General features: G+C 38.0%; 17 protein-coding genes. 16 read left to right on the forward strand and 1 reads right to left on the reverse strand.

Annotated elements, in window-relative coordinates:
* Positions 1 to 32: 32 nt before the first annotated feature.
* The 8 genes from dxs (at position 33) to G3O09_RS16955 (ending at position 10,788) form a co-directional block, all read left to right on the forward strand.
* Entirely contained in the window at positions 33 to 1,928 is a 1,896-nt protein-coding gene (dxs, locus tag G3O09_RS16920) for a 1-deoxy-D-xylulose-5-phosphate synthase (protein WP_163102642.1), read from the forward strand.
* Positions 1,929 to 1,932: 4 nt separating this feature from the next.
* On the forward strand, positions 1,933 to 2,769 hold the full coding sequence (locus G3O09_RS16925; RefSeq protein ID WP_163102643.1) for a TlyA family RNA methyltransferase: 837 nt from the start codon (positions 1,933 to 1,935) through the stop codon (positions 2,767 to 2,769).
* 247 nt (positions 2,770 to 3,016) lie between these two features.
* Positions 3,017 to 3,466 (forward strand): transcriptional regulator AhrC/ArgR, encoded by a 450-nt coding sequence (ahrC, locus tag G3O09_RS16930; protein ID WP_163102644.1) that lies wholly within the window; start codon positions 3,017 to 3,019, stop codon positions 3,464 to 3,466.
* A gap of 18 nt (positions 3,467 to 3,484) precedes the next feature.
* Positions 3,485 to 5,212 carry a DNA repair protein RecN gene (gene recN / locus G3O09_RS16935; protein WP_163102645.1) on the forward strand — a complete coding sequence of 576 codons (1,728 nt, stop codon included), beginning with the start codon at positions 3,485 to 3,487 and terminating at the stop codon, positions 5,210 to 5,212.
* 168 nt (positions 5,213 to 5,380) lie between these two features.
* Positions 5,381 to 6,673, forward strand: a complete 1,293-nt coding sequence (gene spoIVB / locus G3O09_RS16940) for a SpoIVB peptidase (protein ID WP_163102646.1) — start codon at positions 5,381 to 5,383, stop codon at positions 6,671 to 6,673.
* 381 nt (positions 6,674 to 7,054) lie between these two features.
* The gene (locus G3O09_RS16945) at positions 7,055 to 8,206 is read left to right on the forward strand and encodes a FapA family protein (protein WP_163102647.1); all 1,152 of its coding nucleotides are present in this window, start codon (positions 7,055 to 7,057) and stop codon (positions 8,204 to 8,206) included.
* A 16-nt stretch (positions 8,207 to 8,222) separates the two neighbouring features.
* Positions 8,223 to 10,013 carry a GAF domain-containing protein gene (locus tag G3O09_RS16950; RefSeq protein WP_163102648.1) on the forward strand — a complete coding sequence of 597 codons (1,791 nt, stop codon included), beginning with the start codon at positions 8,223 to 8,225 and terminating at the stop codon, positions 10,011 to 10,013.
* Between the two features lie 43 nt (positions 10,014 to 10,056).
* On the forward strand, positions 10,057 to 10,788 hold the full coding sequence (locus tag G3O09_RS16955) for a glycerophosphodiester phosphodiesterase (protein WP_163102649.1): 732 nt from the start codon (positions 10,057 to 10,059) through the stop codon (positions 10,786 to 10,788).
* A 65-nt stretch (positions 10,789 to 10,853) separates the two neighbouring features.
* On the opposite strand, the gene G3O09_RS16960 is transcribed toward G3O09_RS16955, so the two are convergent.
* Positions 10,854 to 11,087: a DUF2627 domain-containing protein gene (locus G3O09_RS16960; protein ID WP_163102650.1), complete on the reverse strand. Its 234-nt coding sequence runs from the start codon at positions 11,085 to 11,087 to the stop codon at positions 10,854 to 10,856.
* A 155-nt stretch (positions 11,088 to 11,242) separates the two neighbouring features.
* Between G3O09_RS16960 and G3O09_RS16965 the strand changes: the two genes are divergently transcribed.
* From G3O09_RS16965 to G3O09_RS17000, 8 genes are all read left to right on the forward strand, one after another.
* Positions 11,243 to 13,312, forward strand: a complete 2,070-nt coding sequence (locus tag G3O09_RS16965) for a sigma 54-interacting transcriptional regulator (protein ID WP_163102664.1) — start codon at positions 11,243 to 11,245, stop codon at positions 13,310 to 13,312.
* 148 nt (positions 13,313 to 13,460) lie between these two features.
* Positions 13,461 to 14,375 carry a phosphate butyryltransferase gene (yqiS, locus tag G3O09_RS16970; protein ID WP_163102651.1) on the forward strand — a complete coding sequence of 305 codons (915 nt, stop codon included), beginning with the start codon at positions 13,461 to 13,463 and terminating at the stop codon, positions 14,373 to 14,375.
* A gap of 87 nt (positions 14,376 to 14,462) precedes the next feature.
* Entirely contained in the window at positions 14,463 to 15,557 is a 1,095-nt protein-coding gene (gene bcd, locus G3O09_RS16975) for a branched-chain amino acid dehydrogenase (protein WP_163102652.1), read from the forward strand.
* Between the two features lie 208 nt (positions 15,558 to 15,765).
* Complete coding sequence (gene buk, locus G3O09_RS16980) at positions 15,766 to 16,875, forward strand: butyrate kinase (RefSeq protein WP_163102653.1); 1,110 nt, start codon at positions 15,766 to 15,768, stop codon at positions 16,873 to 16,875.
* Positions 16,876 to 16,887: 12 nt separating this feature from the next.
* On the forward strand, positions 16,888 to 18,324 hold the full coding sequence (lpdA, locus tag G3O09_RS16985) for a dihydrolipoyl dehydrogenase (protein ID WP_163102654.1): 1,437 nt from the start codon (positions 16,888 to 16,890) through the stop codon (positions 18,322 to 18,324).
* A gap of 299 nt (positions 18,325 to 18,623) precedes the next feature.
* On the forward strand, positions 18,624 to 19,619 hold the full coding sequence (locus G3O09_RS16990) for a thiamine pyrophosphate-dependent dehydrogenase E1 component subunit alpha (protein WP_163102655.1): 996 nt from the start codon (positions 18,624 to 18,626) through the stop codon (positions 19,617 to 19,619).
* 12 nt (positions 19,620 to 19,631) lie between these two features.
* Positions 19,632 to 20,615, forward strand: a complete 984-nt coding sequence (locus G3O09_RS16995) for an alpha-ketoacid dehydrogenase subunit beta (protein WP_163102656.1) — start codon at positions 19,632 to 19,634, stop codon at positions 20,613 to 20,615.
* Between the two features lie 18 nt (positions 20,616 to 20,633).
* Entirely contained in the window at positions 20,634 to 21,944 is a 1,311-nt protein-coding gene (locus tag G3O09_RS17000) for a dihydrolipoamide acetyltransferase family protein (protein WP_163102657.1), read from the forward strand.
* Positions 21,945 to 22,502: the final 558 nt, after the last annotated feature.

Consider the following 22,502-nt stretch of genomic DNA (forward strand, 5'->3'; position numbering starts at 1 on the left):
ATATTAAGAAATATAGAAAGTGAGTGATCCTATTGGATCTTCTGTCGATAAAAGACCCACGCTTTTTAAAGGAAATGAATATAGAACAGCTTGAAAAATTAAGTGAGGAAATTCGTCAGTTCCTAATTGAAAAGTTATCTGTTACAGGCGGTCATATCGGTCCAAATCTTGGAGTTGTAGAACTGACGGTAGCTCTTCATAAGGTATTTTCAAGTCCTCGAGATAAGATTATTTGGGATGTAGGGCACCAATCATATGTTCATAAAATACTCACGGGTCGTGCATGTGAATTTGATACTCTTCGACAATATAAAGGGTTATGTGGATTCCCGAAACGGAATGAAAGTGAGCATGACGTATGGGAAACGGGGCATAGTTCCACTTCCTTATCTGCTGCGATGGGTATGGCGATTTCAAGAGATTTGAAAAAAGAAAAGAGCTATGTATTACCAGTGATCGGTGATGGTGCTTTGACTGGTGGGATGGCCTTAGAAGCTTTAAATCATATTGGGCATGAAAAGAAGGATATGATTGTCATTTTGAATGATAATGAAATGTCAATTGCGCCGAATGTCGGAGCCCTCCATAATATACTCGGCCAGCTAAGGACTGCTGGTAAATACAATTGGGTGAAAGATGAACTTGAATATTTGTTGAAGAAAATTCCTGCTGTAGGTGGAAAACTTGCTTCAACTGCCGAACGTGTTAAGGATAGTTTAAAATATTTATTTGTCTCAGGGATGTTTTTTGAAGAGTTAGGGTTTACCTATCTAGGTCCAGTCGATGGGCATAACTATGAAGACCTGATTGAAAACCTTCATTATGCTAAGAAAACATCTGGGCCTGTGTTATTGCATGTTATCACAAAAAAAGGCAAGGGTTATCATCCTGCTGAATCGGACAAGACAGGCACTTGGCATGGCACAGGACCATACAAAATCGAGACGGGAGCTTTTGTTAAACCTAAACAGGCACCGCCTGCATGGAGCTCTTTGGTAAGTGAAACCGTTCGAAATCTAGCGCGTGAAGATGAAAGAATAGTTGCCATTACACCTGCAATGCCTGTTGGATCCAAACTTGAAGGCTTTGCTACTGAGTTTCCAGACCGTATGTTCGATGTTGGGATTGCTGAACAGCATGCAACTACAGTGGCAGCAGGACTGGCCACCCAAAATATGAAACCATTCTTGGCTATTTATTCTACATTCCTTCAAAGGGCATACGACCAGGTGGTTCATGATATCTGTAGACAAAATTTAAATGTATTCATTGGAATTGATCGCGCGGGTCTAGTAGGAGCTGATGGAGAAACGCATCAAGGAGTATTTGATATCGCGTTTTTGCGCCATCTTCCCAACCTGGTCCTTATGATGCCGAAAGACGAGAATGAAGGTCAACATTTGGTCAACACTGCTGTTAAATATGATGCCGGTCCTATTGCTCTTAGATTTCCTAGAGGGAATGGCTATGGCGTGAAAATGGATGAGCAATTAAAGGAAATCCCGATTGGTTCATGGGAAGTGTTGAAAGATGGTTCTGACGTAGTCATTCTTACCTTTGGAACAACTATTCCAATGTGTATGGAGGCAGCTGAAAACCTTGAAAAACAAGGGTTTTCCGTCAGGGTCGTAAATGCAAGGTTTATTAAACCGATGGATGAAGCAATGTTAACACAAATATTTGCTGAAGGTTTGCCAATTCTGACAGTTGAAGAAGCGTGCCTACAAGGTGGTTTTGGAAGTGGTGTACTAGAGCTTGCAGAAGAAATGGGAGTTTACAGCCATCCAATCAGAAGAATGGGTATCCCAGATCGTTTCATCGAACATGGCAACGTAGATCAGTTGTTGGAAGAAATTGGTCTTACAACTGAAGGGATAACTGAAAAAATTATTTCTATGGTTCCAAAGAAAAAACAACAAAGGGCTTAATTAAATGAAAGCAAAAAAGGAACGAATTGATATTTTACTTGTAGAGCAAGGTCTTGCTGAAACAAGAGAAAAAGCTAAAAGAGCTATTATGGCTGGGTTAGTTTATTGTAATGAAGAGCGCTTGGACAAACCTGGAGAAAAAATACCTGCAGATTCGCTTCTAACCGTAAAAGGTCAAGTGATGCCGTATGTTTCAAGAGGTGGATACAAGCTTGAAAAAGCTTTAAAAGAATTCGATTTAACCGTCGATGGCAAAGTACTTTTAGATATAGGAGCATCTACAGGCGGATTTACTGATTGTGCTTTGCAAAACGGTGCAAAGATGTCTTATGCATTAGATGTAGGATATAACCAGCTAGCTTGGAAATTAAGACAAGACGAACGCGTTGTTGTCATGGAACGCACGAATTTCAGATATGTTACTCCAGCAGATTTAGCAGGAGAAATGCCTAATTTTGCTAGCATAGATGTTTCTTTTATTTCCTTAACCTTAATTCTCCCAGTCTTGAAGACATTACTTGTTTCAAATAGTGATGTTGTCGCGCTCATTAAACCTCAATTCGAAGCAGGTAGGGAGCAAGTAGGGAAAAAGGGGATTGTCAGGGATAAAAAAGTTCACCGTCAGGTTATTGATAAAATTGTCACATTTGCTATCGGTTTAGGGTTTGATGTGAAAAATCTTTCTTTTTCTCCTATTACAGGTGGAGATGGCAATATTGAATTTTTATTGCACCTTTTATGGACGGGTGAAAAAGAACAGGGGTCAATTTTAATGTCGACTTCTATTGAGGATGTTGTTGAAAGCGCTCATGTTCAATTAAAGAAAGAGACAAACGAATAGTTTTGTAAAATGGGGCCTGATTCTTAGTTGAGTCAGGCTTTTTCGATTATTAAATGGCCTTACAGGTAAACTTATTTGTGCAGGATTTACAGAAAAAATATCGAATAATATTCTAACCCAGTTGTATGAATATGACGTTTAAGGTCGAATCTTGTATAATTACATATACAACATATAAAAAAAAGGGTATCATTTTTATGCGATACAAGATTATTTTTTTCAAACATGCCATATTTAGAGGTGCTTAATGAACAAAGGACAACGACATATAAAAATACGTGACATAATTGCCAATAACGATATTGAAACACAGGATGACTTAGTGGATGAACTGAAGAATGCGGGGTTTAACGTTACTCAAGCAACGATTTCTCGGGACATAAAAGAACTCCATCTTGTTAAAGTGCCATTAATGGATGGTAGATACAAATATAGTCTTCCTGCTGATCAAAGATTCAATCCGTTGCAAAAATTAAAGAGGTCTTTAATTGATGCTTTCATTCGCATCGATTCAGCAAGTCATTTATTAGTGATGAAAACGTTGCCAGGTAATGCTCAGGCGATAGGGGCTTTGATTGATAATTTGGATTGGGAAGAAATCCTTGGGACCATCTGTGGGGATGATACTTGTTTAATCATTTGTAGAACTCCAGAAGATACAGAGATTATCTCACAACGTTTCTTAAACATGCTCTAATAATAGAGGTGATGTATTTTGCTAATTGAACTATCAATAAAAAACTTTGCAATTATTGAGGCCCTTTCGCTTTCCTTTAGGAAGGGCTTAACTGTATTGACTGGTGAAACAGGCGCTGGGAAATCGATTATCATTGATGCCATAAATTTATTAGCTGGTGGAAGGGGTTCTTCTGAATTTGTTCGTCATGGTGAAGATAAAGCCGAATTAGAAGGTCTATTTTCTATAGATGAATCCAAGCACCCAGTAAAAGAAAAGGCTGAGGAATTCGGTATTGATATCTCTGAAGGTATGATAGTTTTACGTCGAGATATTTCCGAATCTGGAAAAAGCATTTGCCGTGTTAACGGAAAGCTGGTTACACTAGCGATATTGCGTGAAATTGGCCGATCCTTGATTGATATTCATGGCCAGCATGAACACCAAGAATTAATGGACAATAGCTTTCATCTGCCACTTTTAGACCAGTTTGGTGGGGAGAAAATCACGAAAGCCCTCCAAGATTACCAGTCTTTGTATAAGAAATATGATGAATTGACAAAACAATGGGAAAAACTCAATCAAAATGAACAACAAATGGCCCATCGTCTAGATCTAATTAAATTTCAGGTAGAAGAAATTCAAAGAGCTGACTTGAAATTAAATGAAGATGACGAGCTTTTGGAAGAAAAAAAGAAAATTAATAATTTCGAACGAATCTACGAAGGATTGACGACAGCATATCAATCTTTACGAGGTGAACAACGTGCAATGGATTGGCTTGCCCGTGCAATGGATGAACTTGAAGAGGCTGCAGCTCTAGACCTGAATTATAAAAGTTCTTCAGAGCAAGTTTCCAATAGCTTTTATATCCTAGAAGAGGTTGCTTCTTCGATCCGATCCAACTTAGATTTGCTTGAATACGATCCGGAACGTCTGGAAATGATTGAAAGTCGTCTGAATGAGTTAAATGGATTAAAAAGAAAATACGGGAAGAATATCGAAGACATTCTCGACTATTTCCATAAGATAGAGGCAGAAATGGAAACAATTCAAAACCGAGAAGTTCATGTCAATCAACTTGAAAAAGAGATGGACAAAGTTAAAAGTGGGTTACTGTTAAAAGCAGCCACTTTATCGAAGCTAAGACAGTCTTTTGCAAATAAATTAACAACGTATATCCACCAAGAACTAAAAGAACTTTATATGGAGAAAACGGTATTTGAGGTACGCTTCCTCCAAATGGGTAATGATTCAAATGTCGAGACAGTAAACATAAGAAAAAATGGATTAGATGAAGTAGAGTTTTATATTTCTACCAATCCTGGTGAACCATTAAAACCTTTGTCAAAGGTTGCTTCAGGTGGAGAACTTTCCCGGATCATGCTTGCATTAAAGAATATTTTCTCCAAACATCAAGGCATTACTTCTATTATTTTTGATGAAGTCGATACAGGTGTTAGTGGTAGAGTGGCTCAGTCAATAGGAGAGAAAATATATCGCGTGGCAGTGGATTCACAGGTTCTTTGCATATCACATTTGCCACAAGTTGCAGCACTGGCGGATACTCATTTATTTATATCTAAAGAAATGGAAAAAGGCCGTACACGAACCAGTGTTAAAGCTTTAAATGAAGAAGAACAAATTAAGGAAATTGGTCGTATGATTTCTGGTGTAGAGATAACAGAATTGACAAAACAGCATGCAAAGGAACTTCTTGAACAAGCTGGACTATTAAAAGAACGTTTTGTAAATCTCTCCGTATAAAAGTTTGGTCCAGAATAACGATTTTATACTAATGATTAAAATGAAAAGCTATCCAAAAACGGATAGCTTTTATTTATTTCTAGGGTTATAAATGATGTTTTGGAAGGCAAGATTAAAAATGTAGCCATAAACAGTGTGTGTGGATTAGAAGCGAGGAGAGTGAATAGATTGAAATATGCTTGGATTAAAAAAATCATCGGTGGAGTTCTCCTTGTTTCGCTCCTTTTATTAGGTTTTTATAAACCATTTCAACAATATATTAGTATTCCGAAAAAATTGGTTCTATTTGAAGGAGAGACGATTCAATTTCCTAAAGCAGTTCCTGTATCCGCTTCACTCACTACTGGCTCTGGCCTAGCCATTCAAAGTGGTGGTGATTCTTTAACCCTTGATGCAGAGGCACCTGGCACGAATCAACTACTTCTTGATTTTGCAGGTTTTCCGGTTAAAAAAGTAGATGTTGAAGTCCTTAGAGATTTCAAAGTTATCCCAGGAGGTCAATCTATAGGGGTTAAACTCAATACGAAAGGTGTTTTAGTTGTTGGTCATCATTTGGTTGACACAATTAAAGGCAAAAAATCCCCTGGTGAAATTGCAGGCGTGCAAATCGGAGATATGATAACAGAAATAAATCATCATCAAGTAAAAAGAATGAATGAAGTTACCGAGTTCGTACAAAAATCTGGTGAGGATGGAAAACCGCTTGATCTTGTCATCTCAAGAGAAAATAAGACAATTGAAACAAAATTAACCCCGCTAAAAGATAAAAATGAAAACATTTATAAACTTGGTTTGTATATCCGTGATTCAGCAGCTGGAATCGGAACCATGACATTTTATCATCCCCAAACGAAAAAATATGGCGCACTTGGCCACGTCATTTCAGATATGGATACAAAAATGCCAATTGTAGTAAAAGATGGTGAAGTAGTTAGATCTACAGTCACATCAATAGAAAAAGGAAGTAATGGTGACCCAGGTGAAAAATTAGCAAGGTTTTCCTCTGATAAGGAAGTCATTGGGGACATAAATAGGAACAGCCCTTTCGGTATTTTTGGAAAATTAAATAAAACAATCCCGAATGGTATTATGGATGAACCCATGCCAATCACACTTTCCCATCAAGTCAAAGAGGGGCCAGCCCAAATACTGACAGTCGTAGATGGGTCGCAAGTAGAGAGATTCGATATAGAAATTGTGAGCACGATTCCGCAAAAATTCCCAGCAATAAAAGGTATGGTCATTAAGGTTACTGATCCAAAATTATTAAAGAAAACGGGTGGCATCGTTCAAGGTATGAGTGGGAGCCCCATTATTCAAAATGGAAAACTTGTTGGGGCAGTTACACACGTATTCGTAAATGATCCAACAAGTGGGTATGGTGTCCATATAGAATGGATGCTGAATGAAGCAGGTATCAATATTTATGAAAAATCAACTGGAATTCCTAAAGCAAGTTAAAAACTCAAAGGGTCGTTTTCCGACCTTTTGGGTTTTTTCTTCTTCCACTCAATCAACCATAGACCAGACATGATGAAAATCAAATAACGGTAATTCTATATTGAGCCAGATAGGTTATGACTAAATATCGATTATTGAAATAATCGATTCCCCTTCAATATTTGAAGTAAGGATATGTTACAATAGGAATAATGATTATTCGACATGAAGCCTTGATATAAGCGTAATTGGGCGAATTTCGTCGAAAAATAAAGGAAAACAGAGATATTTTAAGATTTTGGATATTTTTTAAAAAATAAAGAGGAATTATTCCGGCGTTGTCGAAAATTTTATACACAGACAAAAAAGAAAAAAGTATGAGCTTTCGAGGAGGAAATCTGGGTGAACAAAGTTAAAGTTTGCATTGTTGATGATAATAAAGAGCTAGTAAGCTTATTAGAAGAATACATATCTTCTCAGGATGATATGAATTTCATTGATGAAGTGAAAAAAGGTGACTTTTTAGGTGAAAAGCTATCTCCAACAGAAGGCAAGCCTGGGAAAACCGTAACAGGTGAAATAATTGTACCGAAGAGAGGAACGGACAAAAAACTTTTTTATGATCCAAATTCCGTAGGAGAGTATCAAGAAGGAGGAAGGGTAGTCCTTCGTGCGCTTCTTAATGGTGTAGTTGAATACCGGGCAGGGCGTTTACATGTAGGCGACCATCTAGTGATAAATGGTGATGTAGGAGTTGAAACTGGAAACATCGATTTCCAAGGAAGTATCACAATAAAAGGCATTGTCAAAGAGGGATACTCTGTAAAGGCAACAAAAGATATTTCAATCATGAGTGAATTAGGTGTAAGTGGAATCAACAGAATAGAATCCTTAGATGGGGATGTTTTTATTAAAGGCGGCATATTTGGAAAAGGTACTTCAGTCGTAAAAGCCGCAAAAAATATTTTCGTGAAGTACACGAACGAAGCGGTTTTAGAGGCTGGGGAGAATATTAATATAGGTTATTATTCTGTCGGAAGTGTACTAAAGGCAAAAAATATTCTGACTGATGATAAAAACGGAAAATTAATAGGTGGTATTATTGAAGCTACTGGAAGAATTCGGACAGGGGTTATCGGTAATAAATTGGAAAGAAAAACGATACTCAATGTTCATGGATTCGATAGAGAAAAAATGCAACTGGAGTTAGAAAGTATCATCTCCGTGTATAAAGAAAAGCTACAAACTGTTGAAAGGCTTAAGAGAAAATTAGATATTTTTGAAAGTTTTTTGGAACAATTGAATGCACTCCAATACAGTCAATACATAGAAGTTAAAAGAGAATTCGATAAAATCATGATTGAGATCTTTCAGTTCGAAGAACGAAAAAAATCGTTATTAGAGTTACTTGAAACAAAAGGAGAAGGGGAAATTTCAATTGGGTTGATTGCATTTCCTGAAACATTATTTAATATTAAAAACCTTAATAAAAGATTAAACCAAGCGACTAAAGGAACGTTTTATGCGCAAGGAAATTCATTACATTATGAGTAGAATGGAGGAGGTAAAGATGATGAAACAGGAAGATACAAAGGAAAAATACACCATTATCCTGGATGCGATTGAATTCTTTACCCAGCGTTTCCATTTAGATCTGATATTGGAATACAGTCTATCATTCATGAAAAGATTATTGGATCTCGACAAAGCAATTCTTTTTATACGTCAAGATGAGAGGCTGGTTCCCTTTTGTAATGAGCAATCGCTGGAAGGAGAAACCTTCTTAATTAACCAAAAGCTTAATGAATTACCCCTATACTACGGAAGAATCCTTACAAATGATATCGAATCTTACCTACCGGCTGAAATGATACATCTCTACGAAGTGCAGATTGCCATTCCCCTAATCAATGATACCCACCTTACTGGACTCATCATATCAAATGGAAAAACGGATGGAGCGATATCTGAACAAGATTTAATATATGCGGATACACTTATGAAATTAATTAATGTATCAATAGAAACTAATCAGCGACTGATGGATTTCAGGAAAGTTTGTAGTAATCTAGATAATAAAATCTTTAACTTGTTCGTTATTAACCAAAGTACTAAAGCTCTTCTTTCTGAATTGAATTTAGAAAATCTTTGTAGTATAGCAACAGATGTTTTTAGTGAAGTGTCAGGAAGTAACATTACCTCATTCGGCCTCTATGATCCAATCATTGAGAAAATAAAAATTATAGGTTATAGGAATGTTAAATCATTCAATAAGATTTATGCGGAAATTTCGTTAAAGAAAAATGTGTACCACCAACATAAAATTGTCCTACATATTAAAAAGGATAAAGAAATTATTAAAGATTTATTTTCTAATTGGGAACTATTCGAGGAATTAGAAACAGAATATATAATTCTTATCGTTAAGGATACCATTTTAGGGTTAGTTACAATAGGAAAGTCGAGGAATGGAGAGCCATATGATGAATCAGTATTTGAATTGATTGAGACTTTAGCTGCCTCGACTTACATCGGCATTACAAATGCCATGCTATTTGAAGAAATTTCATCTAAACAAAGGCAAGCAGAGAAGAAATTTGAGTTTTTAAATTTATATAATCATCTCTCTAGAACGATCAATGCATGTGAAGATTTATCTGAGTTATTCGAGCTTTCATTGCAGACATTAGAAGTTGGATTTGGGATAGAGCAAGCATTTTTTGCAAAAAGAGACGAAAATATGTCTTATTTAATTGAGCATTCCATTTCACCAGATTTGATAGGGAATCGTTTTTACTATAAGTCTGATCTGAATCAAACCATCGTAGAATATCAACCATCTTATATCAATCGTTATATAGAAGGACAATGGATTGTCAATCGTCTAAATGGAATGAATTGTTTTATCTCTGTTCCTTTCTCAAGTAATCTAAATATCTGTCATGCAGAAGAAATGGGTGGGAATCATTACGTATTGGTTATTACAGAAACCTTAAAAGTGGTGAATGAAGAAGAACTTTTGATTTTAGATACTCTAATTCAAAATATGAGACCAATCATTTATCAAATGGAGCTTGCTTCTGTATCCAAAAGAAGTGAAAAAGACTTATTTCTAGAAGATTTATCCTCATCCTTAAAGCGAAGAAAGGCTAATGGAGATGAATTATGGATCTTTTGGAGAAGGAATCAAAATTCACCGTTTGAAGAAACAAGTTTAATGGGAACAAGAAATTATTGTTTTTCTGGTTATGAATTTTCAATCCGGTCTAACAATCAGCCTCCAACTGGTGAAGGTTGGAATGCAATCATAAATCCTAATCACCAATCGGAAGTTCTTCAATATCACTTTACGGAAATATAATTTAGTGTTTAGGAAACGTGAAGACCTTTTAAGGAGGGATCCGATGAACACTACAATGGTTTTCGCCCATAGAGGCTCAGCAGGAACACATCCGGAGAATACGATGCTTTCATTTCGGGAAGCAGAACGTGTAGGTGCTGATGGTATTGAGTTAGACATCCAACTAACTAAAGATAATCAAATAGTTGTTATTCATGATGAGACGATTGACAGAACAACCAATGGAAAAGGGTTTGTGAAAGATTACACAGTAATGAAGCTAAAGCAATTTAACGCTAGTTTTTCATTTACTTCAAAATGGGGAGAAAGCTCCATCCCAACTTTAGAAGAAGTACTGCAATGGATGCAAGGTAATAGATTACGTTTAATTATTGAATTGAAAAACACACGTTTTCTCTATCCTGGAATGGAAGAAAAAGCAATTACGATGGTCAGGAAATATTCCATGCAAGATAGGGTGATTTTAACATCATTCAACCATTATAGTCTGGTGTACTGCACCCAACTTTCTCCCGATATTGAAACAGCCCCACTATATAGAGATGGACTTTTCATGCCGTGGATTTACGCCCAGTCCATTAGAGCTGGGTCAATCCACCCTTCTATTAAAGTGGCTCCAGATAATATCATTAAGATGGCAATGGATGCTGGCATTAAAGTAAGGCCATACACTATCAATGATGCAAATCAAATGAAAGCTCTTTTCGATATTGGTTGTTCTGGAATTATCACTGACTATCCCAAAAAAGCTATCGACTTAAGGAAAAAATTATAGTAAGTAATAACAAACAGAAAAAAAGCTGTGTCTAAAATCCTGTAGGGATCATAGACACAGCTTTTTTACTTTTTAAATCTATCCTGGACATTATTTCGTTTTCGGTCGCGGTGTAAAACAAAACCAGCTATAAACCCTATCCCTCCGATACAGAAAAAAAGACCGAAGAGAAATTGAATCCATAATGCGGGGAAGGGACTTTGTAAAATTCCAAAAAGCATATCCCTCATCAGTTTTATTCCTAAAGCAGCAAATGCACCAGGAATAAATAAGATTAAAAATGCTAGAAATCGGTTCATATTCATTTCCTTTCGACAAACTACCTATTCGAAATTTTAAATTATTATCTAGATTTGTCAAGGAACCTGACTTGCTATATAGTTATAGTGCTATGAAAAAAAATTCATAAACTGTGTGCAATTTTTTTCAATACCCGATTTTGGAGGGGTGTATGATGCAAAAAGTAATGATTGTGGGTGCCGGAAAAGGAGGCACTGCAATATTAAAAATATTGTTAGAGACAGACTTTTTAAAAGTTGAAGCGGTAATAGATAGGAATCAAGATGCAGAGGGAATCATACTGGCCAATAGTTTAGGCATATGTACAAATGTGGATTGGAAAGAAATACTGGATGATAGCTTTGATATAGTCATAGAAGTGACTGGAAGTACGGTTGTATTTGATGAAATCCGTGCTGCCAAAAGCAAGAATACAGTCTTAGTACCTGGCACTGTGGCCTTTATTCTAGCGAGGCTTGTGGAAGAAAAAGAAGGCTTGATTGAGAAGTTGAAAGAAGAATCACATAAACGTGATCTAATATTTAATTCAACAGAAGATGCAATGGTCGTTATTGACGAGCATGGGAAAATCATTCTGTTTAATAAAAGCGCTGCCAGAATGATAGGACAAAATCAAAATGATGCAATGGGTAAGAATATCTTAGATATCATACCAACCAGTAAACTGCCAAGGATTTTGGAAACTAAAAGAGTTGAGGCTAATCAAGAGCAAGTCCTCGATAATGGATTGAAAATTATTACGACCAGGTTCCCAATATTGAATGATGATGGAGCAGTAATCGGTGCTTTCGCAGTATTTAAGGATATTACAGAAGTCGTCAACCTTGCAGAAGAAATTACAAACCTTAGAGAAATCCAGACGATGCTTGAGGCAATTATTCAATCGAGTGATGACGCCATTTCAGTTGTAGACGAACAAGGGCGAGGAATTTTGATCAATCCTGCTTATTCTAGGATAACAGGACTTACACAAGAAGAGGTCATAGGTAAACCGGCGACAGCGGATATTTCCGAAGGGGAAAGTATGCATATGCAGGTCCTGCAAACAAGAAGGGCTGTTCGTGGAGCGAAGATGCGGGTTGGACCAAACAAAAGAGAAGTTATCGTAAATGTAGCACCTGTTATTGTGGATGGAAAGCTAAAAGGAAGCGTCGGTGTCGTTCATGATATGTCAGAAATTAAAGAACTGACTCAAGAACTTAACCGTGCAAGGCAAATCATTCGCACATTAGAAGCCAAATATTCGTTTGAAGATATTGTTGGGGATTCTGAAGAAATGCAATTAGCAAAAGACCAAGCTAAATTAAGTGCTAGGACACCGGCAACCGTCTTATTAAGAGGGGAATCAGGAACAGGGAAAGAATTGTTTGCCCATGCCATCCACAACGGAAGTGACCGGAAATTTAACAAATTCGTCAGAGTGAACTGTGGCGCGATTTCAGAAACTCTACTAGAGAGTGAATTGTTTGGGTATGAAGAAGGAGCCTTTTCAGGAGCTAAAAGAGGCGGTAAACGAGGTTTATTTGAAGAAGCCCATAATGGAAGTATTTTTCTAGATGAGATTGGTGAAATGTCCTTAACCATCCAAGTAAAATTACTAAGAGTTTTACAAGAACATGAAATTGTACGTGTTGGTGGAACTAAACCAGTTCCCGTCAATGTAAGGGTGATTGCCGCTACAAACGTGAACTTGGAAAAAGCGATTATGAACGGCAGTTTTAGAGAAGACTTATATTATCGTCTAAGTCGAATGCCCATCCATATTCCCGCATTGCGCCAAAGAAAAGATGACATTCCTTCTTTGTGTACTCATCTATTGCACAAGCTAAACCAAGAATATGGAAGGAATATTGAAGGCATGACAGAGCTGGCATTGCAAAAACTAAAGGCATATGATTGGCCAGGAAACGTTCGGGAACTTGAGAATGTTTTAGGAAGAGCAATGATTTTCATGAAGTTTAATGAGATGGTGATTGATGATCACAACATTCCTAATTTCCTGCCCACAGCAGACACTAAACACAAAAAAGAATCCGTTGGTTTTGAACCAAATGGTCATTCTTTAGCGGATTTAGTTGAAAACTATGAAAAAAGGATCATCCAACAAGCCTTGTTGAAAAATCTTGGTAATAAAACAGCAACAGCTAAAGAACTATCGTTATCCTTGAGAAACCTATATTATAAGCTTGAAAAATTTAACATTGAAGAAATTAGCGTGCAATAGTTTGCATACCATGCAATTTTTTTCAATAAAAAACCTTGTTTAAGTTATGAAAACGCTTTATTTTATCGAATTTCCACTTTGGCACGATACTTGCATATGTATAACGTGTCGAAAAAGTACCATTCCTAGAAAGGGTTGATGTCATAACATGGATTTACAACTGCTAGTAGAACAAGCAACCCATTTTGAAGAAAAAGTTGTTGCAGTAGCAGCAGCTGAAGATGAGGAAGTAATTGATGCGGTTGTTCAGGCAGTGAACTTTGGCATTGCGAGTTTTAAGCTTTTTGGAGAAAAAGAAAAAATCACTGCATTATTGGATGAAAAACAATCTGGTATCTCAAAACACGAAAAGGTTGAGATTATCCATGCCCATTCCGCTCCATTAGCCGCCGAACTTGCAGTGAAATCTGTTCGTCTGAATGAAGCTGATGTATTGATGAAGGGAAATATTCCTACAGCACAAATATTAAAGGCAGTACTAAATAAGGAATACGGTCTGCGGACAGGCTCGGTTCTTTCTCATGTGGCAGCCTTTGAAGTGAGAGGATATGATCGTCTCCTTTTCGTAACTGATGCTGCCATGAATATTGCTCCAGATTTAACGCAAAAAGCCCAAATAATTCAAAACGCAGTCGATGTAGCACGTTCATTGGGTGTAGAAACACCGAAGGTAGCCCCATTGGCCGCAGTAGAGGTTGTCAATCCAGCGATGCAGGCAACATTGGATGCAGCGAATCTGTCTCAAATGTGCGCTAGAGGTCAAATCAAAAATTGCATTGTTGATGGTCCTCTTGCATTGGATAATGCAGTTTCTCTAGAGGCAGCCCATCATAAAGGAATAAAGAGTGATGTAGCGGGTGTTGCGGACATTTTGGTTGTCCCTACCATTGAAGTCGGAAATGTTTTATACAAATCATTGATGTACTTCGCAAATGCTAAAGTTGGAGCAGTAATTGCTGGTGCAAAAGCGCCAATCGTGTTAACTTCGAGAGCTGATTCAGCAGAAAGTAAATTATATTCACTTGCATTGGCAGTATGCTCAACTGCAAGAAAACAAAAATAAGGTTATACTTCTGGTTAGTACGCCAAGCGTTCCACCAGTCTAAATATAAAAACATTTAGTTGTCTATCTTAGGGAGGAATACACAATATGGAAATCTTCAAGTACTTAGAACAATACGATTACGAGCAAGTTGTATTTTGTCAGGATAAAACATCCGGGTTAAAGGCGATCATTGCAATCCATGATACTACTCTTGGACCTGCGCTTGGTGGAACACGTATGTGGACATATGAATCAGAAGAAGCTGCAATTGAAGATGCTTTACGTCTTGCAAAAGGTATGACTTATAAAAATGCAGCAGCTGGACTTAATTTAGGTGGAGGGAAAACAGTTATTATTGGAGACCCTCGTAAAGATAAAAACGAAGAAATGTTCCGTGCATTCGGTAGATATATCCAAGGTTTGAACGGACGTTATATTACAGCTGAAGATGTTGGTACGACTGTTGCTGATATGGATTTAATCCATGAAGAAACAAACTATGTAACAGGAATTTCTCCTGCATTCGGATCTTCAGGTAATCCATCACCTGTGACTGCATACGGTGTGTATCGTGGAATGAAAGCAGCTGCTAAAGCAGCATTCGGTACGGATTCACTAGAAGGAAAAGTAATCGCTGTCCAAGGTGTTGGAAACGTAGCTTTTAACCTTTGCCGTCACTTGCACGAAGAAGGAGCTCAATTAATCGTTACTGATATTAACAAAGAGGCTGTACAAAGAGCTGTTGAGGAGTTTGGTGCAAAAGCTGTTGAGCCTAATGAAATCTATAGTGTAGATTGCGATATTTATGCACCATGTGCATTAGGTGCTACGATCAATGACCAAACAATTCCACAATTAAAAGCAAAAGTAATCGCTGGAGCTGCAAATAATCAGTTAAAAGATACACAGCATGGTGACATCATCCATGAAATGGGTATCGTTTACGCTCCTGATTATGTAATTAACGCTGGTGGTGTTATTAACGTAGCTGACGAGCTTTATGGATATAACAAAGATCGTGCATTGAAGAAAGTTGAAGGGATTTACAATAACATTGAGAAAGTTATTGAAATCTCAAAACGTGACGGCATTCCAACGTATGTAGCTGCAGATCGTATGGCAGAAGAAAGAATCGAAAGAATGAGAAATTCACGTAGTCAATTCTTACAAAACCCAAGACATATCTTAAACCAACGTTAATTAGTATTAATTTGCATGGTCCCATGCAAATTAAAAAGAGTAAATGAAAAATGAGCTTAAAATGAAGAAAGCGCCAGGTGTCTTTTGTTGACTATATTGAAGAGTCATCTTTTGAAAATTCAATATGGGCAAGCGAAGAACACCTGGCTCTTAGTCTTAATAATCGTGATAAAGAAGAAATTGGTAGTAAATATTGGAGGTTTAGAAGTTGCAAGATACAAAACATCGCATCCTTGTCATTAATCCCGGATCAACATCTACGAAAATCGGTGTATTTGATAACGAAATGTCCGTTATGGAGAAAACTCTTAGACATGATGCAGAAACAATCGGTACTTTCGAAAATATCATTGATCAGTATGAATTTAGAAAGAACACCATCCTTGAAGCACTGCATGAGGAAGGAATCAATATTTCCAAATTAAGCGCGGTTTGTGGTAGGGGTGGATTACTAAGGCCAATTGAAGGCGGTACATATTCCGTAAATGATCAAATGCTTCATGATTTAAGAATTGGCTTTAATGGACAGCATGCTTCTAACCTTGGTGGTATATTGGCATATGAAATTGCTCAAGGCCTAAATATTCCTTCATTTATTGTAGATCCTGTAGTGGTTGATGAAATGGACGATATTGCGAGAATTTCTGGATTTTCAAAAATCGAACGGAAAAGTATTTTTCATGCATTGAATCAAAAAGCGGTTGCAAGAAGAGTTGCAAAAGAGCTAAACAAAAAATATAGCGATTTAAATTTGATTGTTGTTCATATGGGTGGTGGAATTACAGTCGGTGCCCATAAGAACGGAAGAGTCATTGATGTAAACAACGGTTTGAATGGAGATGGTCCATTCAGTCCTGAAAGAGCTGGAACAGTTCCAGCTGGAGATTTAGTCAAGTTATGCTTCTCAGGTGATTATTATCGTGAAGAAGTAATGAAAATGTTAGTTGGCCAAGGTGGATTAGTTGGATACCTTGGAACTAATGATGCTGTTCAAGTTGAAAAGATGATTACTAATGGAAACGTTGAAGCAAAGAAAATCTATTCAGCTATGGCCTACCAAGTGGCAAAGGAAGTAGGATCGGCTAGTGCTGTTCTTGCAGGTAAAGTCGATGCAATAATCCTTACAGGTGGTTTGGCATATGGGAAAGATTTTGTAGCCGATATTTCCTCAAGAATTAATTGGATTGCAGATGTAATTGTTCAACCAGGAGAAGATGAGTTACAGGCCTTAACAGAAGGTGCATTGCGTGTTCTTCGCGGTGAAGAGGAAGCGAAGGTATATCCAAATTCAAACGCTAAAGTAACCGAAACGAAATAAGGAGGGGACAAAATGGCTCAAGAATATGATTTGATCATACTAGGTGGAGGTACAGGTGGATACGTAGCAGCAATCCGTGCTTCACAGCTTGGTTTAAAAACAGCAATCGTAGAAAAAGGGAAATTGGGTGGAACATGTCTTCACAAAGGATGTATCCCTTCAAAAGCATTATTGAGAAGTGCAGAAGTTTTCCATCAAACGAAAAATAGTGAGGCGTTCGGTGTAATTGCAGGAGAAGTTTCACTTGATTTTTCAAAGGTGCAAGAGCGTAAAGAAACAATTGTTAGCCAATTGCATCGTGGTGTTCAACATCTAATGAAGCAAGGGAAAATTGATGTATACGAGGGAACGGGGAGAATCCTCGGCCCATCTATTTTTTCACCGATGCCAGGCACCATCTCTGTAGAAATGAACGATGGTTCTGAGAATGAAATGTTGATTCCTAAAAACGTAATCATTGCTACTGGTTCTCGTCCTAGAACACTACCAGGATTAGATATCGATAAAGATGGAAAATATGTAATGACTTCTGATGAAGCATTGGCGATGGAAACCTTACCAAAGTCAATCATTATTGTTGGTGGAGGAGTCATCGGTATAGAATGGGCTTCAATGTTAAATGACTTTGGCGTTGAAGTAACTGTAATTGAATATTCAGACCGCATCATACCTACTGAAGATAAAGAAATCTCCAAAGAAATGCAGCGTGTGCTAAAGAAAAAAGGAATCACTTTTGTGACAAGTGCAAAAGTAATGCCAGAAACATTGCAAAAAGGTGAAGGTGAAGGTGTCGTAATTCAGGCTGAAGTGAAAAATGATGTCAAATCATTCACAGCTGAAAAAATGCTTGTTTCAGTTGGTCGACAAGCTAATGTTGAAGGTATTGGTATTGAACAAAATACTACTATCGAAATAGATAAGGGCTATCTCGTTACAAATGAGTTTTACCAAACAAAAGAATCCCATATCTATGCAATTGGTGATGTAATCGGTGGCTTACAACTTGCACATGTAGCTTCTCACGAAGGTATCACGGCTGTTGAGCATATCGCTAACTTAAAGCCGCACAAGCTAGATTACACATTGATTTCAAAATGTATCTACTCATCTCCAGAAGCTGCAAGTGTTGGGTTAACTGAAGATGAAGCAAAAGAAAAAGGACACAATGTGAAAATTGGTAAATTTTCATTCAAAGCAATCGGTAAAGCCTTAGTATTTGGTGAATCTGATGGCTTCGTGAAAATTGTAGCTGACAAAGATACTGATGACATCCTTGGTGTTCATATGATTGGTCCACACGTAACAGATATGATATCTGAAGCAGGACTTGCGAAAGTATTGGATGCGACTCCTTGGGAAGTTGCCCATACGATTCATCCTCACCCTACATTATCCGAGGCAATCGGGGAAGCTGCATTAGCAGTAGATGGACTGGCAATTCATTCTTAATTAAAAATTAATTTAAATAGGCTCGTTTCTTAAAGATTGTTATTTTTCCGAGTAGGTTTTTAAAAGCAAAACGTTGTAGAGAGTTTGATTGGAGCGGAAGGTGCGAGACTCCTGCGGGAGCAGCGGGACAGGTGAGACCCCACAGGCGCAGGATGCGCCGAGGAGGCTCACAGCCCGCCCTGCGGAAAGCGAGCAGCCTGAAGAGGAAATCAACCACTCCTCACTTGCTAAATAGCAACAGCGTAAACGAAAACGGCCTTTAAATAATATTAGATAATCCTTGAGTTGGAGGGAAATTCATGGTACAAAACCGTCATGAAGAATTAGGTCTTAGCAATGAGACACTATTAGAAATGTATGAAACCATGCTACTATCCCGTCGTATCGACGAGCGTATGTGGCTATTAAACCGTTCTGGTAAAATTCCATTCGTTATTTCTTGTCAAGGACAAGAAGCTGCCCAAGTCGGTGCAGCATTCGCATTGGACAAAGAAAAAGATTATGTATTGCCATATTACCGAGATGTAGGTGTTGTTTTACGATTCGGCATGACAGCTAAGGAACTAATGCTTTCTGGATTTGCAAAAGCAGAAGATCCAAACTCTGGTGGACGTCAAATGCCAGGTCACTTCGGTCAAAAGAAAAACCGCATCGTAACAGGTTCTTCTCCAGTAACGACTCAGGTTCCACATGCGGTAGGAATTGCTCTTGCGGGTAAAATGGAAGGCAAAGACCTTGTAACATTCACTACTTTCGGTGAAGGATCAAGTAACCAAGGTGATTTCCATGAAGGGGCTAACTTTGCAGGTGTTCATAAGTTACCAGTCATCTTTATGTGTGAAAACAATAAATATGCAATTTCTGTTCCTATCGAAAAGCAATTAGCTTGTGAAAACGTATCTGACAGAGCGATTGGTTACGGAATGCCAGGTGTGACTGTAGATGGAAATGATCCATTACAGGTATATAAGGCAGTAAAAGAAGCTGCTGATCGTGGAAGAAGAGGAGAAGGGCCAACTTTAGTTGAAACGATTTCTTATCGTTTAACGCCTCACTCCAGTGATGATGATGACAGAGCTTACAGATCTCCGAATGAAGTAGCTGAAGCTAAAACGAAAGATCCAATTATTACATTTGGTGCATACTTAAAAGAATTTGGCATTATGAATGACGAAATCGAAAAGAGCATTAACGATGGAGTAATGCAAATCGTTAATGAAGCAACGGATTACGCAGAAAATGCACCGTACGCAGAACCAGAACATGCATTGAAATACGTATACGGTGATAAGTAAGGGGGAAGAAGAATGCCAGTAATTTCATATATTGATGCAGTAACAATGGCCATTCGTGAAGAAATGGAAAGAGACTCCCGTGTATTTGTTTTAGGGGAGGACGTTGGAAAAAAAGGTGGCGTATTTAAAGCGACTCACGGTCTATATGATCAATTTGGTGAAGATCGAGTAATTGATGCTCCACTTGCTGAATCTGCTATTGCAGGTGTTGGTATCGGTGCAGCTATGTATGGGATGAGACCGATTGCGGAAATGCAATTTGCGGATTTCATCATGCCGGCTGTTAACCAAATTATTTCTGAAGCTTCAAGAATCCGTTATCGCTCAAATAACGATTGGAGTTGCCCGATGGTAATTCGTGCTCCTTACGGTGGTGGAGTACATGGAGCTTTATATCACTCTCAATCGGTTGAGAAGGTATTTGCTGGTCAACCAGGGTTAAAAATTGTCATGCCTTCTACTCCTTATGATGTAAAAGGACTATTAAAAGCTGCAATCCGTGATGAAGATCCAGTAATTTTCTTTGAACATAAACGTGCTTACCGTTTAATCAAAGGGGAAGTTCCTACTGATGATTATGTACTTCCAATTGGTAAGGCGGATGTAAAGCGTGAAGGTGAAGATATTACTGTTATTACATACGGTCTATGTGTACACTTCGCACTTCAAGCAGCTGAAAAATTAGCTAGCGATGGAATTTCTGCTCACGTACTTGATCTAAGAACGGTATATCCACTTGATAAAGAAGCAATCATAGAAGCAGCTTCAAAAACTGGAAAAGTATTACTTTTGACAGAGGACAATAAAGAAGGAAGCATTATGAGTGAAGTAGCAGCAATTATTGCTGAAAGTTGCTTGTTTGATTTAGATGCTCCGATTATGCGTCTTGCTGGACCTGATGTACCAGCTATGCCTTATGCGCCTACTATGGAGAAATACTTCATGGTTAATCCGGATAAAGTAGAAAAAGCTATGAGAGAATTAGCGGAATATTAATTCAGGGAGGTTACAGCATTGGCTATTGAACAAATGACAATGCCACAGCTTGGTGAAAGTGTTACAGAAGGCACAATCAGCAAATGGCTTGTGGCTCCAGGAGATCACGTAAACAAATATGACCCTATCGCAGAGGTTATGACTGATAAAGTAAATGCGGAAATTCCTTCTTCATTTACAGGTGTAATAAAAGAATTATTGGCAGAGGACGATCAAACTTTAGCAGTAGGTGAAATCATCTGTACTATTGAAGTTGCAGGTGCAGAAGCAGTTCAGGTTACAACTCCTACAACAGCAACAGATGCGGCAAAAACGGAAGCTCCAGCAGCACCTTCTGCCCCGTCCGCTGAAGCAGGTTCATTAAATAATGGACGCTTCTCACCAGCCGTATTGAAACTTTCTCAAGAGAACGGTATCGACCTTTCTCAAGTAAAAGGTACAGGTGCGGGTGGACGCGTTACACGTAAAGATTTGCAAAGCATCATTGAGTCTGGCAATATTCCAACAGCTGCTAGTGCTCCTGTTGCCCAAGCGCCACAAGCGGCAGCTCCAGTTGCACAACAAGCACCTGTTAGCGCTCCAGCAGCTCCAAAGGCTAAACCTGAACCAATCAATATCTCTACAGCTGTTGGTGATAAAGAAATCCCTGTAAGTGGTGTTCGTAAAGCGATTGCTACTAACATGCTTCGCAGTAAGCACGAAGCTCCACATGCTTGGACAATGATTGAAGTGGACGCTACAAACCTTGTAAAATACCGTGATTCAGAAAAAGCTGGATTCAAGAAAAATGAAGGTTATAATTTAACATACTTCGCTTTCTTTGTTAAAGCGATAGCACAGGCATTAAAAGAATACCCACAAATTAATTCTATGTGGGCTGGAGATAAGATCATCCAGAAGAAAGACATTAATATCTCAATTGCAGTGGCAACAGATGACGCATTATTCGTTCCTGTTATTAAAAATGCAGATGAGAAAACAATTAAAGGGATCGCTCGTGAAATCACTGAGCTTGCCGGGAAAGTCCGCACAGGTAAGTTGAAGTCTGAAGAAATGCAAGGTGGAACATTCACAGTGAACAACACTGGATCCTTTGGTTCTATCCAATCTCAAGGAATCATCAACTTTCCTCAAGCTGCGATTTTACAAGTTGAATCAATCGTTAAGCGTCCAGTCATCATTGATGGCATGATTGCAGTACGCGATATGGTTAACTTATGTATGAGCTTAGACCATCGTGTTCTTGATGGCCTAGTCTGTGGTAAATTCTTAGGACGTGTCAAAGAGATTATCGAAAATATGTCCAAAGAAAACACTTCAATTTATTAATCTTTAGAGAGCGCTTTGAGAGTCGGTATATTACTGGCTTTTGGAGCGCTTTTTTGGTTTCCTCCAATAAATGATTTTTTTAAGGGTTTTGGGATGATTTGTCGAAAAATCGATATATAGGGATTTTCGAATGTATTTTGGCCGGTTCGATTGTATTTTTCGGGATTCGAATGTATTTTTCCAGTTTCGAAAGTAAATCTTCCAGTTTCGATAATAAACGAAGGGATCCTTCAGAAAACAGTGAAAATTCATCTTAAATATTGGCTTTCAAGCAGAAATGATGTTAAAAATGTATGAATGGTGTTCTCATTTCATTAACTTTATATTAAACGTCCACTTTTATTTAGGCGGTTTTCGTAAAGTTTGTTGCTTTTTTAATGAAATTTAATTTTAAAAATCTGAGTTGTTTGTAGCGGAGGGCACTTGACTCCTGCGAGAAGAAGAGGGAAGTGGGAGACCCCACAGGCGGTAACGCCGAGGAGGCTCCCACCCTCCCCGCGGAAAGCAAGTGCCTGGAGCGGAAAGCAACGGGCAAACTTATAGTCTAAAACAACAATC

The organism is Peribacillus alkalitolerans (assembly GCF_010882125.1).
GTDB lineage: Bacteria > Bacillota > Bacilli > Bacillales > DSM-1321 > Bacillus_BN > Bacillus_BN alkalitolerans.